This window comes from Chitinilyticum litopenaei DSM 21440, from assembly GCF_000428145.1.
Lineage (GTDB): Bacteria > Pseudomonadota > Gammaproteobacteria > Burkholderiales > Chitinibacteraceae > Chitinilyticum > Chitinilyticum litopenaei.
In genome coordinates, this window is sequence record NZ_ATZJ01000060.1 from 1 (window position 1) to 13,758 (window position 13,758).

The window sequence follows — 13,758 nt, forward strand, 5'->3', positions numbered from 1 at the left end:
CGGCGCTACGCGACCCGGTCGGCAGCCAAGGCAGATCTCTTTGATTACATCGAGGTGTTTTACAATCGCAAGCGCCGGCATTCGTCGCTGAATTACGAATCACCGGCAACCCATTACGCAGCCTGGCTGGAGCGAGAAAAGCTGGCCGCATAACCGCTACCTTGGTAGCCGGAAAGCGCGGGTAACCTCATTACTCCCTTCTGGGACTTTGCTTTTGGCGCTGTATGGACAAGGCAAAACACGAGGTAAGGTTGCAATTCTTGGTTTTGAGGCATCGACAAATCAAGCGTGCGCATCCATTATTCTAAACAATAAAATTAATCGTGAGTATATATTTCATTTCCTATCAAGTCAATACGAAAAAATTAGAAATGCAAGTAATTCAGGTGGGCAAGAGAATCTGAGTGGGCAAATAATAAAGAACATCCAAGTCCCTTTGCCTCCTGAAACAGAACAAAAGGAAATCGCCTCAGTCCTTTCCAACGTCGATGCCTTGCTCACCCAACTCGACGCGCTGATTGCCAAAAAACGCGACCTCAAACAAGCCGCCATGCAGCAACTCCTCACCGGCCAAACCCGCCTGCCAGGATTTGACGGGGAGTGGGAAGTAGCAGAGCTAGGAGAGCTAGAGCGGAAAGGACTCTTGCGTCTCTTTCGTGGGAATGTAATTTCCAAAAAAGATATTGAAAATTCGCCAGGCGAGTACCCAATTTACTCGTCATCTGTCAAACAAGGTGGCTTGTTTGGCTGTTACGGAAAATTCATGTTTGAAGAGGAATTGATTACATGGTCGGTTGATGGTGGTGGCGACTTTTTTTATCGACATCCGCATAGATTTTCTGTAACAAATGTTTGTGGATTCATTAGAGTTTTTTCTGCGCAAATTAACTGTAGATTTTTAGCGTTTCAACTTGATTTTCTCCATGGAAACATGCGATTTGATTACACATCCAAAGCACACCCAAGCATCATCCGGAAAGCCTATAAACTGATCTTGCCTTCACGTGACGAGCAAAATGCGATCTCAACAATCCTCACTGAGATGGACGCCGAAATCACCACTCTCGAAGCCCGTCGCGACAAAACCCGCTTTCTCAAGCTGGGCATGATGCAAGAGCTTCTTACGGGGAAAACGAGGTTAGTGAGATGAGAAACTGGCTAAGAACATTGCTATTTATTACTGCGTTTTCACCTGCACTATTAAGCATTGCCTGGGTTAAATATGATGCACATAGTTTAACCTCTGAAGTCATTACACTGGCGATCGTTGGGGTGATTGGGTCGGCATTGCCATTTCTTGTATTGAGGCTTGTTGAGAGACAAGGCGAGTTTTTTACTGTTGACATCAAGAAAGTCGAGCAGAATGACTTTATGCTTCTTGCTTTTGTTGGTAGTTATATTCTGCCGTTTTTATTGAGGGCGGCTGACTTGTCGGTCGGCTCGATTTCGTCTGTTCTTATTGTTTTGTTTGTGATTTTGTGGCTGATTAATTCATTGCCTGCTCATCCATTGTTAAGGATGTTGAGGTTTCGTTTTTACAAGGTTGAGTCGTCTTCGGGTGTTGTTTATACGTTGATCTCTCGTAGGGAAATTCTAGAACCGAAGCAGATAAAATCTGTCAAGAAAATATCAGGAGCAATGCTCATGGAGGTTTATTAAATGCTTAACCTTTTTGCCCTAACTGATGACCCTGCAAATCGAAAGCTTCGCTTTTCTCTTTCTCAAGACGTCCAGCAAGACCTAACGACGCTCCTCAAGTCTCAAGAGGCTGAGTTTAGTGCAAACATTCAAGATGAGATTGCTTTTGATGGCAAGTACAAGCCGGATTTTGGTGAAGTTCTTACGATTAATGATTTTGACGATATCGATGACTTGGCCAGTGCAATTGATGCTCCACTAAATATCCCTGAGGTAAATCCAAGCCCAGAGCTTTTTGGATCAATTAAAGCACTTTTCTCAGGCTACAGGATGGATGATGGAAATATCAAAGTTATAATTCAGTACTTTGATAGAAGGCGTGTGATATCAACCAATGGCCTGTCAATTTTCCATTCCAACAATGTCTATAAGAAAATTGAAGGGATTGGATTGACAATAGACTCCAAGCTTGCGGGTGTGCTTGTTGGGTCTAAACTTAGCTTTCACAGCTTTCATTTTATAAAGCAAATTTTCGACTTGAGCACTTACTATAAAGAAGCAACTGATGTTGATATTCAACAGTTTTCAACTTTGGAAAGCATATCGGTATCGAACGCCGAGCGACTGGCTGAAAATTCAGATGCCTGGGTGCGCCGAAAACTATGGCTCATATCGCAAAGCGGGATTCTTGAGAACGTCCCAATGAAAGAGATTCGGGCGGTTGCTGCTGAGTTTGGAATTCCACTCGACATTCTTAATGATAATGGAACTGAGAAAATTATTATTCCAGAGGGCAAGAAGGAGCTAAAGGAATTGCTGCGTTTTTTGGATGAGGACTACTACAAGTCGCCGTTATTGCAAAATACGTATATAACCAATTCAAAAAGACCCGCCTGATTTGATGAAAAACTACTACCGCCTCATGCTCGGCAAGGGCTCCATCCACGCCGCCGACTGCTTCGCCGGCAACTTCATCGGTGCCGATTTCGACCTGCATTTCGATTTGCAGCCCCACCTTGGCGAAGACTGGCGGGTGTTCAATCACCAGTTCGTGCCGCAGTGGCAGGCGCTGAATCCAGGCAAAAGCAAGGTGGCAGCGGGTCTGGCCTGCGGGGCGCTGTGGACGGTGGCGAAGGGCATCCGCAGCGGTGATGTGCTGCTGTGCCCGGATGGCCTGGGCGCGTATCGGGTGGCCGAGGTGCTGGGCGATTATCAGTATGTGCCCGGTGGCGTGCTGCCGCACCGCCGTGCCGTGCGCTGGTTTGCCGAAATCGCCCGCAGTGACATGAGCGATGCGCTGCGCAATTCTTGCGGCTCGATTGGCACGGTCAGCACCATCAGCAAATACGCCAGCGAGCTGGAATCGCTGCTGAGCACGCAGGCTGCGCCCACCTTGCTGAGCACCGACCCGGAGGTGGAAGACCCGGCAAGCTTTGCGCTGGAAAAGCATCTGGAAGAATTCCTGGTCGCCAACTGGGCGCAGACCGAGTTAGGCCAGGGGTATGACATCTACAGCGAAGACGGCGAGCTGATTGGCCAGCAATACCCCAGCGACACCGGCCCGATGGACATTCTGGCGATCAGCAAGGACAAGCAGGAGTTACTGGTGGTGGAGCTGAAAAAAGGCCGCGCCAGCGATGCCGTGGTCGGCCAGGTGCTGCGCTATATGGGCTACGTGATGAGCGAGCTGGCCGAACCCACCCAGCGCGTACGCGGCGCGATCATCGCACTGGAAGACGACCCCCGCCTGCGCCGGGCGTTGACGGCGGTGCCGAATGTGGATTTTTATCGCTACCAGATCAGTTTCAAGCTGGTGAAAAGCTGAGTAGTACAATGCAGGATCAAGGGTAAAGCCCGATTTGACAGGAGTACGCCATGACAAAACGCGTTCTGGATGAAAAAACCATGCGCACGCTGGAGGCCAGGATTCCGAAACTGGCCAGCGGCGCATTTGCCCAAGCCTATGCAAATGCACTGACCGTCAGCGGCAAGGTGCTGGTCGCACGCAAGGGGCAACTGGTGGAAACCCACGCCGATGGCAGCGAGCGGGTGATCCGCCAACTGGCCGCTCCGACCCAGGTCACGGTTGGCACCCGGCGCGTGCGCAAGGTCAAGGCATGAGCACCACCCCGCGCCTGCGCCTGTTTGCCGGGCCAAATGGCTCTGGCAAAAGCACCCTGAAGAACGTGCTCAATGAAGAATGGATCGGGGTGTATATCAACCCGGACGAGATAGAAAAAGGGCTACGGGCCAATACCCTGATCGATTTCTCTGATTTTGGCTTGGTGGTCGATGAAGATGCTTTGCTGGATTACTTGCGCACTTCGACGCTGCTGGCCAAGGGAGGAATGCTGGAGAGCGTGAACAATCTGCGTTTCGCAGATAACCGCCTGCATTTCGAAGCGGTGGAAATCAATTCCTACTTTGCTTCGGTACTGGCCGACTTTATCCGCCAGCAGCTGCTGGCCCAAGGTATCAGCTTTACTTTCGAGAGCGTGATGTCATCACCCGATAAGGTGGAATTCTTGCGCAAAGCGCAGCAGGCTGGCTTTCGCACCTATCTGTATTTCGTGGCGACCGAAGACCCGGAAATCAATGTCGCGCGTGTCAGCCATCGCGTGGAGACCGGCGGGCATCCGGTGCCAGAAGACAAAATCCGGCAGCGCTATTACCGCTCTCTGGAACTGCTGCTGGATGCCGTCACCTACAGCAATCGCGCGTACATTTTCGACAACTCCGCCGATGACCAGGAGCATTCCTGGGGTGCCGAAGTCACCAATGGCGAGGAAATCGAGCTGAAGAGCCCGGAAATGCCAGCATGGTTCAGGAAGGCGCTTTGGGATCACTTTGAAGATGAGCCATCCGCGACCGATGAGACACCACTTTACCCGGCTGAGTAGAAGGAGACTTCAGAGTGGCAGATCACCGAGCCAGCTTGAGATTGGCAAAGCGGGCAGATGGATTTTTTTAGCTGCTGCTCAAGCTGCTGAATGTTTTTTCCGGTCTCGATGGCTGTTGAGCTGGCTACGGCACGAAGCAGCGCCTGGGTGCTGACAGGTTTGCGACTGGACATCGCTTTGCTTTGTGACATGAAGGCTTCCGGTAGCCGTAGTTGCCAATTTTACATGACAGGCCTGCTTGTTGATGGCCACAGAAATAATCAGGTGTTAACAGGATAAAGTATGTCTTCTGTCGGCCAGATCGAACGCACCACGCAAAACCGCATCGTCAAACTGTTCGTTGAGCAGCTGAAGTATCGCTATCTCGGCAACTGGGAATATCGCGACGGCAACCGCAATATCGAGCAGGAGTTGCTGCAGGCCTGGCTGGTTAAGCGCGGTATCAGCGAGCCTTTGGCCAAGCGGGCGATTGCCGAGTTTGGCAAGGTGGCCAACAATGCCCAGCTCTCTTCGTATGACCGCAACAAGGCGGTGTACGAGTTGCTGCGCTATGGCGTGAAGGTGAAGGATGATGAGACCGACACAATCCCGACCGTGTGGCTGATTGACTGGAAGACGCCTGAAGCCAACGACTTTGCGATTGCCGAGGAAGTCACCGTCAAGGGCGCTGATGCCAAGGCGAGTACAAAGCGGCCGGACATCGTGCTGTACATCAACGGCATCGCGCTGGGCGTGCTGGAGCTGAAGCGCTCGTCGGTTTCGGTGAGCGAAGGTATCCGGCAGAATCTGGATAACCAGCGCAAGGAATTCATCCAGCCCTTCTTTGCCACTATGCAGTTGGTGATGGCGGGTAACGACACCCAGGGGTTGCGCTACGGCACCATCGAGACCAAAGAAAAGTACTATCTGGAATGGAAGGAAGCGGGCGAAGACAGCAACTTGCTCGACCGGCATGTGAAGCAGGTCTGCCGCAAGGCACGTCTGCTGGAGCTGATTCACGATTTCGTGGTGTTCGATGCCGGTGTGAAAAAACTCTGCCGGCAGAACCAGTATTTCGGTGTGCGTGAGGCACAGGATTTTCTGCGCCGCCGTCAGGGCGGCATCATCTGGCACACCCAGGGCAGCGGCAAGAGCCTCACCATGGTCTGGCTGACCAAGTGGATACGTGAAAACATCGATAACGCCCGTGTGCTGATCATTACCGACCGCACCGAGCTGGATGAACAGATCGAAAAGGTTTTCAAGGGAGTGAACGAGGACATCAGCCGGGCCGGTAGCGGCGCGGAGCTGATTGCACTGCTGAATGCCACCCAGCCCTGGCTGCTGTGCTCGCTGATTCACAAATTTGGTGGCAAGGAAGATGGTGAGGATGTCGGCGACATTGCCGCCTACATCGAGGAAGTAAAGCGCAGCCTGCCCGCCGATTTCGCGCCCAAGGGCGATCTGTATGTGTTCGTGGATGAATGCCACCGCACGCAGTCGGGCGAGCTGCATAAGGCAATGAAATCAATCCTGCCCAATGCGCTGTTCATCGGTTTCACCGGCACTCCGCTGCTGAAAAGCGACAAGCAGAAGAGCATTGAAGTATTCGGCCCCTATATCCACACCTACAAATTCAACGAAGCTGTCGCCGATGGCGTGGTTCTCGATTTGCGCTATGAAGCCCGCGACATCGACCAGAACATCAGCTCTCAGAGCAAAATCGACCAGTGGTTTTCTGCGAAAACCAAGGGGCTGAATGATCTGGCTCGGGCGCAGCTGAAAGCGCGCTGGGGAACGATGCAGAAAGTGTTGTCCAGCCAGAGCCGGCTGGAAAAAATCGTCAGCGATATTCTGCTCGACATGGAAATGCGGGATCGGCTGGCCAGTGGGCGCGGCAATGCCATGCTGGTGACCAGCAGCATCTTCGAAGCTTGCAAATGCTACGAGCTGTTCTGCAAGGCCGGTATGGCCGAGCAGTGCGCTATCGTGACCAGCTACAAGCCGTCACCTGCCGATTTGAAAGGGCAGACGACCGGCGAGGGGTTGACCGAAAAACTGCGCCAGTACGAGATTTATCAGCAGATGCTGGCGGGTCGCGATCCCGAGCAATTCGAAAAGGATGTGAAGAAGAAATTCATCGATGAGCCCGGCCAGATGCGCCTGCTGATCGTGGTGGACAAGCTGCTGACGGGCTTTGATGCTCCTTCGGCTACCTACCTCTACATCGACAAGAAAATGCGCGACCACGGCCTGTTCCAGGCCATCTGCCGCGTGAACCGGCTTGATGGTGAGGACAAGCAGTATGGCTACATCATCGACTACCAGGATTTGTTCAAGCAGCTGGAAAACTCGATCAGCGACTACACCAGTGGCGCACTGGACGGTTACGACCAGGCCGATGTGCAGGGCTTGCTGAGCAATCGGCTGGAACAGGCCGGCAACGATCTGGAAGACGCGCGGGAAGCCATTAAGGCGTTGTGCGAGCCGGTGGAGCCGCCCAAGGATGCTCCGGCGTATCAGCGCTTTTTCTGTGGCGATGGTTCGGCGGAAGCACTCAAGCTCAATGAGGGCAAGCGCCTGTCGCTATATACGCAGACCTCCAAGCTGGTGCGTGCGTTTGCCAATATCGCCAGCGAGCTCGAAGAGGCCGGTTACAGCCCCCAGGAAATTGCGACCATCCGGGCGGAAGTCGAACATTTCGAACAGCTGCGCGGCGAAATCAAGATTTTCAGTGGCGACTACATCGATCTGAAGGTGTACGAACCCGCCATGCGCCACCTGATCGACAGCTATATCCGGGCGGAAGAAAGCGTGCAGATTTCGGCCTTTGACGATATGTCGCTCATCCAGCTGATTGTCGAGCGCGGAGCCGATGCCGTGAATGCCTTGCCCAAAGGCATTCGCCGCAGTGAAGAAAGCATGGCCGAGGCCATTGAAAACAACGTCCGCAAGCTGATCATCGATGAGTCACCGATCAACCCGAAGTACTACGAAACCATGTCGGCACTGCTGGATGCGCTGATCGAGCAGCGCCGCAACGGGGCGATCAAGTATCAGGAATATCTGGCAAAAGTCGTCGAGCTGACCAAGCAGGCCAAGAATCCCCTAGGGACAAAAAACTATCCAGACGGCGTTACCACGCCTGCACAAAAAGCGTTGTACGACAATCTGGACGGCAATGCGGAGCTGGCGCTGCGGCTGCACAAGGTCATCATGGCCAGCAAGCAGGATGGCTGGCGCGAAAGCAGTATCAAGCAAAAAAAAATCCGCATCGCCATCGACCTGGCTCTGGAAGCCTGGTCGCTGGAGAATGGTGGCCTGGTGACCAGGGTTGCCGAACCTGAAGTGCAGGCTGATGAGCAGCGGGCAGAGCTGGTAGAACGACTGCTTGAACTAGCCAAGCATCAACATGAGTTCTGATCGCCCCCGCATTGTGGTTGCCGGCATTTCCGTTGCCATTGACCGCAAGGACATCAAGAATCTGCACCTTGGCGTGTATCCGCCCGATGGGCGGGTGCGGGTTGCTGCGCCGCTGGCCGTGAATGACGAGGCCATCCGGCTGGCGGTGATTGGCAAGCTGGGCTGGATCAAGCGCCAGCGGGCCAAATTCCAGAGCCAGCCGCGCCAAAGCGAACGCCGGATGGTTTCCGGCGAGACGCACTATGTGTTTGGCCGGCCGTACCGCTTGCGTGTCCTGCATCTGGCCGGAGCCCAGCAGATTACCGTGGACCCGCGTGGTCGCCTTCTACTGAATTGCTCGCCAGAAAAAAGCGCCGAACAGCGCCAGGTACTTCTGCAGGAATGGTATCGGGCGCGTCTGAGGGAAACGGCGCAACCCTTATTGCAGGAGTGGTCTGCCCGCCTGGAGGTTTCCCCTGCCTTCTGGGGCATCCGCAAGATGAAAACGCGCTGGGGAAGCTGCAATACCGGCACCGGCCGAATCTGGTTGAATCTGGAGCTCGCCAAAAAGCCGCTGCATTGCATCGAGTTCATCATCGTGCATGAACTGCTGCACCTGCAGGAGCGCCACCATAACCAGCGCTTCATGGCACTGATGGATCAGCATCTGCCAAACTGGCGCTTGCTGCGTGATGAGCTTAATCACGGCATGCTGGGGGCGGAGAAGTGGGATTACTGAATTTTCAGGCCGGTTTGTCAGTTGCGACTCTGCGCCCACTGGGGGCCGATAAATAGTGTGGAGCTATCAAGAGACTTGACCAAGGTGCGAATGGTGCGAGGCTGTGCGAGCTTATAAATGATCAGACTCGCACCATGCTAGCTGGGCAGAATACCCTGTAGTTTCGGCTCGACCAGGCCTTGGTTTTTATGATTTACCCTGCGCCATTTCCCCTGTGCCTCCTGCGGTGTGCCCGGCTTCACCTGCACGCGCGGGGCCAGCTTGCCGCCAGGCTGCCCCTGCCCGGCCAGCCAGTCGCGGGCGACCGCATAGCCGCTGCGGCGATAGCGAATACCCTCCAGCGCCGGGTCTACTCCGTCCCGCCGAAGCTGGCGCACAAGCTGATCCAGTACAAGTCGCCGGGATGCCGGGCTGCCTGCCTGTTCGACCAGGGATCGGTACAGCGCCGCATTTTTAATCGTCGCGCTTCCGACAAGACCCCTCGGACGTGCAGCAGCTCCGCGCGCCGTTCCTCGGCCGACCAGTTCGCCCAGTCCTCGGTCGCTATAGCCAGCGGCAGCGCGCGCAGCGATGGCGTCAAGGTCAGCGTTGACAAGGCGGTGCCCACTTCGATTAACAAAGTGTCGATGTTCAAAGTCATAGCGGACATTTTGCGCCTCCGGTGCCAGTGCCACGGTATTAGCGTAACTGACTTCCAGCAGGTTCCGCAGATTTTCCGCATCATCGTCGGACCAGTGCAACGGCGTGGCCAGCGCCGCAATGCCTTCGTCCTCGGGCGACCAGAAGTAGCGGCGCATCATGCCTGACACCGGGTCATGATGGATGGCGTTCACTGGCGAAATTTGCTCTATGTGTTGAGGCAGAAACGTGGTCGTGTCTAACTTGAGTGCCAGGCTGGCTATTTGTCCTCTGGCGTAAGAGCAGGCTTACTCACCTTGCTATCGACTTTTTGGCGACATACGCTCGATATGATTTTTATTTGGAGCGGGGCAATGACAGACCTTGAAGTGCGGCAGGTGACGTTGCGGCACTGGACAAGTTGTTCAAAGCCAAAAGGGCGACCATTCCGGCGGACTGGCTGAACCGGCAGGCCGTGGCAGCCGTACAGCAGACCCGAATGGAACTGAAAGTGAGATGCTGGTGGGGGTAGATGAAGACGCTGCGTGAACGGAGGCCAGGATATTGTTTTGTCTGACTGACCCGTCGATCTATCGGGTGCCTGAAGAAGATATCGACCTCTGTTCATCACCAAGTCATTGCATTGGTGAGGGCTTCGCTTCGCATGCTCATGGGAGATTGGGCTCCGCTAAGGCAGCGGCAAACACGGAAGGCGAGGGTGCTTGTATGTACAGGTGTATGTACTGATAGGCGAAAGGGTTTGGATTTGTTCAGAAAAAAAAGAGCTGCGATTGCAACTCTTTGATTTTATTGGCGCACCCAGCAGGGATCGAACCTGCGAAATTCAGCTTCGGAAACTGGTTTTTTCAGTATTCATGCAGCTTCATGCGGTTTCTGTGTTGCTTTTTACCTTCATAAAATCAATGGCTTGCTGCTTGTTTTCATTTCATGCTGCATCATGTGCACCATGCTAGCGCATAATCTTGTATAAGCCCGTGTATAAGCCCGTGTATAAGCCCACGGGTTTTTACTGGAGTGCGACGGAATGGCTGAGAATCTGCTGACTGAAAAAACGCTGAAGGCAATCAGGCCGGATGATGCTGGCAAGAGGGTGAAGGATGGCGGCAATTTGACGGGAGTCGTGAAGGTCAGCCGCGCCGGAGTGGTGTCCGTCGTGTTTACCTATCGCTTCCGCTCGCCTGAGCTGGACAAGTTGCGCGGGGCTGGCTGTGGCTCGTGGCCCGAGGTGTCGCTTGCTGACGTTCGAGCCGAGCGTAAAAGACTTCGCGATCTGGTGGCGGCTGGGGTTGACCCATTGGCGCAGCGCCAACGCGATCAGGAAGGTCGAGAGGATTTGCAGCGAGAAGAGGAGGCCGCCCGACTTGCTGCTGAGCGTGAAGCTGTCGCTGTAATGCAGGCAGAGGCCGCTGAGGCTGCCGCGCCGACGCTGGATGTGCTCTATCAGAAGTGGGACGAATTGCACGGCGCTACGCTGGATGCGCACTGGCGGGCTGTACGGCAATCACACTGGCGCTGCCATGTTGCGCCCATCATCGGTGCGATAAAGATCAAGGATGTGACCACTAAGCCGCTGCTGGATCACTTCGACAAGATGAAGCTGGCCGGCAATGCCGTGACCGCCAACAAGGTATTGGCCTTTGTCCGGCAGGTTGCGGCATGGGGCAAGGCGCGGGGCTATGTGCTACCGGGCAATCCTCTGCTTGATCTTGATCCGCCTACGAAGCCGAAAGACTTGAAAGCGCGACAGAAGGCCGAGAGCTTCGATGCCGCCGCCTACCTTGCCAAGCATGGCGATGGCGTTATCGGTGAGGATGGCGAGGATGACAAGGCGGGAAGGGCGCTGAGTTTTGCCGAGCTTGTGGAGCTGCTGCGCGACCGCTTGCCAGCCAGCACGCAAGCCGACACCGGCAAATGCATCATCCGTTTCATGTTGGCGACCGGCGTGCGGGGCAGCCAGGCCGTGCGCTTGCGCTGGAATTGGGTTGTGCTGGAAAAGCGCCTGATCATTTTCCCGGCGGGCAGCATGAAAGCACGGAAGATGCATCACGTGCACCTGTCCGACTTTGCGCTAGCCCAATTGCGCCAGATGGCTGCGATCCGCACCGGGGATTTTGTCTTCCCTGCGCCGATCAAGGAGAACGACCACGTGCTGCGCAGTAACGTCGGCAACGATATTACCGCCCGCCAGTTCCATCAGCAGGATGGTGAGAGCGATGCGGTTTTTCAGATGCGGCTCGCCAAGCGTTTGCAGTGCCGAAGGGCGCGGCAGGACTATGACCGCTACAACCTGAGCGCTGGCAAGTGGACTCTCTACGACTTGCGCCGCACTGCTGCGACGCGGCTTTGCGAAGTGACCGGGGCGGATTGGGACACCATCAAGCGGGTGTTGGCGCACGCAGACGGCCACGGTGTCACGTCGCGCTATATGCGCTTCTCGCAATGGGAAGACCGCTGCGCTGCACTGGATGCGCTGGGTGAAGCGCTGGAGGAATGTCAGGCAGGAAGATTGCCGGCCATTGCCCGTGCTGACAATGTAGTGGCGCTGCGGCGAGCGTAACGGCCTGGCTGTCGGGATGGTTCTGAATGCGAACCTTTCACTTTGCGGAACGCATGACACAGCATGGAAAGAGTGCGCTAGAATCTGAGGCATTCATTCAAACCGAACAAACGTTCGGCAAATGAAAACGCCCGCGTAGTCGAACAGTCTTGGCGGACTGACTACGCGGGCGCGAGATGCCGACCCGATAGGGCCGGCTTTAACAACCGCGCCCGCATGAAACGGGACTACGGCTACAGAGGATTGCCCCGGCAAGGGCGATCCTTTGTTTGTGACGGCGACAAAAAAGCCCAAGGCCAATCGGCTAGGGCTTTGCTGTTGCGTCTGGGACTGGCAAAGAGCATTGGCGTTACTGGCGTAATGCGTGTTCGCATTGAACATTACACTACACGGTGTTGGTTTGCTGGTCAATCACGCTTGTATCATGCCGTGTCATGCCGTCTCATGTGGGTGCGCTCTATCCGAAAGGAAACAGTACGCATGCAACACAACGAAAGCGTGAAACACGTCGCGCAAACCTTCGCGGCAAAGTACGGCGTATTCCCGCCCGCCCTGCGCCCCAAGGATGCCGCGCCCTACATCGGCGTGAGCGTCGCCCAGCTCAATCGACTGGTCGCCGCCGGCAAGCTGAAGCCGGTGAAGCCGTCACCAGCCGTAACCCTCTTCAAGACCACTGATCTGGACGCCTATCTGGCCGAGCTATTCGGGGAGGGCTGACCCATGATCGACAAACAAAAAACCCCGCTGGCAGGCGGGGCGGATGTGACACGTCTCGAAGCGGCAAAGCCTAGCCAGATTACCGCCACCGAAGCAGCGGCACAACGGCTGCGCGTACTGGCAGCCTTGCGTAACGGCTCCTGCACGACATTTGAGCTGCGCGACCGTTGCAATGTGATGATGCCCGCCGCTCGCATCAAGGAGCTGAAGGACGCGGGCCATACCATCATCACCGATCTGGTCGACGCAGAGGATAGCCACGGCAGGCCGCACGGCCGTGTTGCCAAGTACACGCTGATTCGGGAGGCCAAAGCATGAGCCTTCCCAACCGTTCCCGTGTCGGGCACAATGCCGCCGCTGCCTGCAATCAGGCAGCCAGCTTTAGCAGGCTGAACGAGAAGGCGGACGACCGCCAGCCCTTACCGTTGTGCGGTTTTTTTACGCCCGTTCGCATTCAGCGTCCGTGCGCGTCCGCAGCCCTTGCTGTGCCTTCGATGGCGGGCAGGGGTAGGGAGGCCTTGTGCCTGCCGGTTCCTTCTTGCCGGTCTGCTAACCCTGCCCTTTGCCCGCCCCCTCCGTTTAGCAGCGGAAGGCGGGTTCATCCCCAAGAAGGAGGCGCACGCCATGCCTAGTCACGCCCATACCCAATCCCATTCCACCCCGATTACCTTCAACCCGCTGCCGGACTTTCACCCGCTGGCCGCGTCTGCCGAGCGTGTCGCCACGGTCTATGACGTGGACAACATGGCCGAGCGCCGCGAGCTGTTCGGCGCATCGACGCTGGGCGAGCTGCAAGCCCAAGGGGCCTATCTGTTTGCTGTGCGTGCCGCCAAGTCCAAGCCGGAGCGTCTGATCTGGCATTGCCAGGGCGCATTGCTGGCGCGGCTGGGTCTGAGCAATCACGCCGGCCTGAGCCATGAGCAAGAGCTGCTGCGCGGTTTCATCATCGGCCTGATGGGCAATCTCGAACAGGCATTCGAGCAGCCAGAGGGGGATGAATGACAGACCCCGCAAACGACATTCGCGCCGCACTGGCGCACATCCCGGCGCATGACCGGGACACGTGGGTGTGCATGGCAATGGCCGTCAAGTCCGAGCTGGGCGAGGCGGGCTTTAACCTCTGGGACGACTGGAGCCAGAGCGCCGACAACTATCAGCCCAAGGCCGCCCGCGCCGTCTGGAAGAGC

General features: G+C 55.7%; 16 protein-coding genes. 14 read left to right on the plus strand and 2 right to left on the minus strand.

Annotation, left to right across the window (positions count from 1 at the left end):
- From C515_RS23185 to C515_RS21505, 7 genes are all read left to right on the plus strand, one after another.
- A partial coding sequence (locus tag C515_RS23185; RefSeq protein ID WP_043649993.1) for an IS3 family transposase occupies positions 1-153 on the plus strand: 153 nt, incomplete at its 5' end.
- A gap of 55 nt (positions 154-208) precedes the next feature.
- Positions 209-1,150, plus strand: coding sequence for a restriction endonuclease subunit S (locus C515_RS24400; RefSeq protein ID WP_081686998.1), 942 nt, complete (start codon positions 209-211; stop codon positions 1,148-1,150).
- Positions 1,147-1,659 (plus strand): KwaA family protein, encoded by a 513-nt coding sequence (locus C515_RS0115675; RefSeq protein WP_028456293.1) that lies wholly within the window; start codon positions 1,147-1,149, stop codon positions 1,657-1,659. The genes C515_RS24400 and C515_RS0115675 overlap by 4 nt, the downstream gene beginning before the upstream one ends.
- Positions 1,660-2,535 carry a Kiwa anti-phage protein KwaB-like domain-containing protein gene (locus tag C515_RS23195; protein WP_081686999.1) on the plus strand — a complete coding sequence of 292 codons (876 nt, stop codon included), beginning with the start codon at positions 1,660-1,662 and terminating at the stop codon, positions 2,533-2,535.
- A gap of 4 nt (positions 2,536-2,539) precedes the next feature.
- Positions 2,540-3,463, plus strand: a complete 924-nt coding sequence (locus C515_RS0115685) for an endonuclease NucS domain-containing protein (RefSeq protein ID WP_028456295.1) — start codon at positions 2,540-2,542, stop codon at positions 3,461-3,463.
- Positions 3,464-3,513: 50 nt separating this feature from the next.
- Positions 3,514-3,759: a hypothetical protein gene (locus tag C515_RS0115690; RefSeq protein WP_043649995.1), complete on the plus strand. Its 246-nt coding sequence runs from the start codon at positions 3,514-3,516 to the stop codon at positions 3,757-3,759.
- Positions 3,756-4,538 carry an ATPase gene (locus C515_RS21505; protein WP_043649996.1) on the plus strand — a complete coding sequence of 261 codons (783 nt, stop codon included), beginning with the start codon at positions 3,756-3,758 and terminating at the stop codon, positions 4,536-4,538. The genes C515_RS0115690 and C515_RS21505 overlap by 4 nt, the downstream gene beginning before the upstream one ends.
- Here the strand turns inward: C515_RS21505 and C515_RS23690 are convergent.
- A complete protein-coding gene (locus tag C515_RS23690; RefSeq protein ID WP_144290494.1) occupies positions 4,523-4,729 on the minus strand; it encodes a hypothetical protein in 207 nt (68 codons plus the stop codon). The genes C515_RS21505 and C515_RS23690 overlap by 16 nt on opposite strands.
- A 91-nt stretch (positions 4,730-4,820) precedes the next feature.
- Between C515_RS23690 and C515_RS0115700 the strand changes: the two genes are divergently transcribed.
- Together C515_RS0115700 and C515_RS0115705 are read left to right on the plus strand one after the other, a co-directional pair.
- A complete protein-coding gene (locus C515_RS0115700) occupies positions 4,821-7,940 on the plus strand; it encodes a type I restriction endonuclease subunit R (protein WP_028456297.1) in 3,120 nt (1,039 codons plus the stop codon).
- Positions 7,930-8,658: a M48 family metallopeptidase gene (locus C515_RS0115705; protein ID WP_028456298.1), complete on the plus strand. Its 729-nt coding sequence runs from the start codon at positions 7,930-7,932 to the stop codon at positions 8,656-8,658. The genes C515_RS0115700 and C515_RS0115705 overlap by 11 nt, the downstream gene beginning before the upstream one ends.
- Before the next feature lie 137 nt (positions 8,659-8,795).
- Here the strand turns inward: C515_RS0115705 and C515_RS23695 are convergent, their stop codons facing one another.
- Positions 8,796-9,560, minus strand: coding sequence for a hypothetical protein (locus tag C515_RS23695; protein ID WP_158380848.1), 765 nt, complete (start codon positions 9,558-9,560; stop codon positions 8,796-8,798).
- A gap of 761 nt (positions 9,561-10,321) precedes the next feature.
- Here C515_RS23695 and C515_RS0115720 point away from each other — a divergent pair.
- The 5 genes from C515_RS0115720 to C515_RS0115740 all read left to right on the plus strand — a co-directional run.
- Positions 10,322-11,854: a tyrosine-type recombinase/integrase gene (locus tag C515_RS0115720; RefSeq protein ID WP_081687000.1), complete on the plus strand. Its 1,533-nt coding sequence runs from the start codon at positions 10,322-10,324 to the stop codon at positions 11,852-11,854.
- Positions 11,855-12,334: 480 nt separating this feature from the next.
- On the plus strand, positions 12,335-12,571 hold the full coding sequence (locus C515_RS0115725; protein WP_028456301.1) for a helix-turn-helix transcriptional regulator: 237 nt from the start codon (positions 12,335-12,337) through the stop codon (positions 12,569-12,571).
- Between the two features lie 3 nt (positions 12,572-12,574).
- The gene (locus tag C515_RS21510) at positions 12,575-12,889 is read left to right on the plus strand and encodes a helix-turn-helix domain-containing protein (RefSeq protein WP_081687001.1); all 315 of its coding nucleotides are present in this window, start codon (positions 12,575-12,577) and stop codon (positions 12,887-12,889) included.
- A 306-nt stretch (positions 12,890-13,195) separates the two neighbouring features.
- Positions 13,196-13,573: a hypothetical protein gene (locus C515_RS0115735; protein WP_028456302.1), complete on the plus strand. Its 378-nt coding sequence runs from the start codon at positions 13,196-13,198 to the stop codon at positions 13,571-13,573.
- Positions 13,570-13,758 (plus strand): PriCT-2 domain-containing protein (locus C515_RS0115740; RefSeq protein ID WP_028456303.1); only part of this gene is annotated, 189 nt, incomplete at its 3' end. The genes C515_RS0115735 and C515_RS0115740, both read left to right, overlap by 4 nt.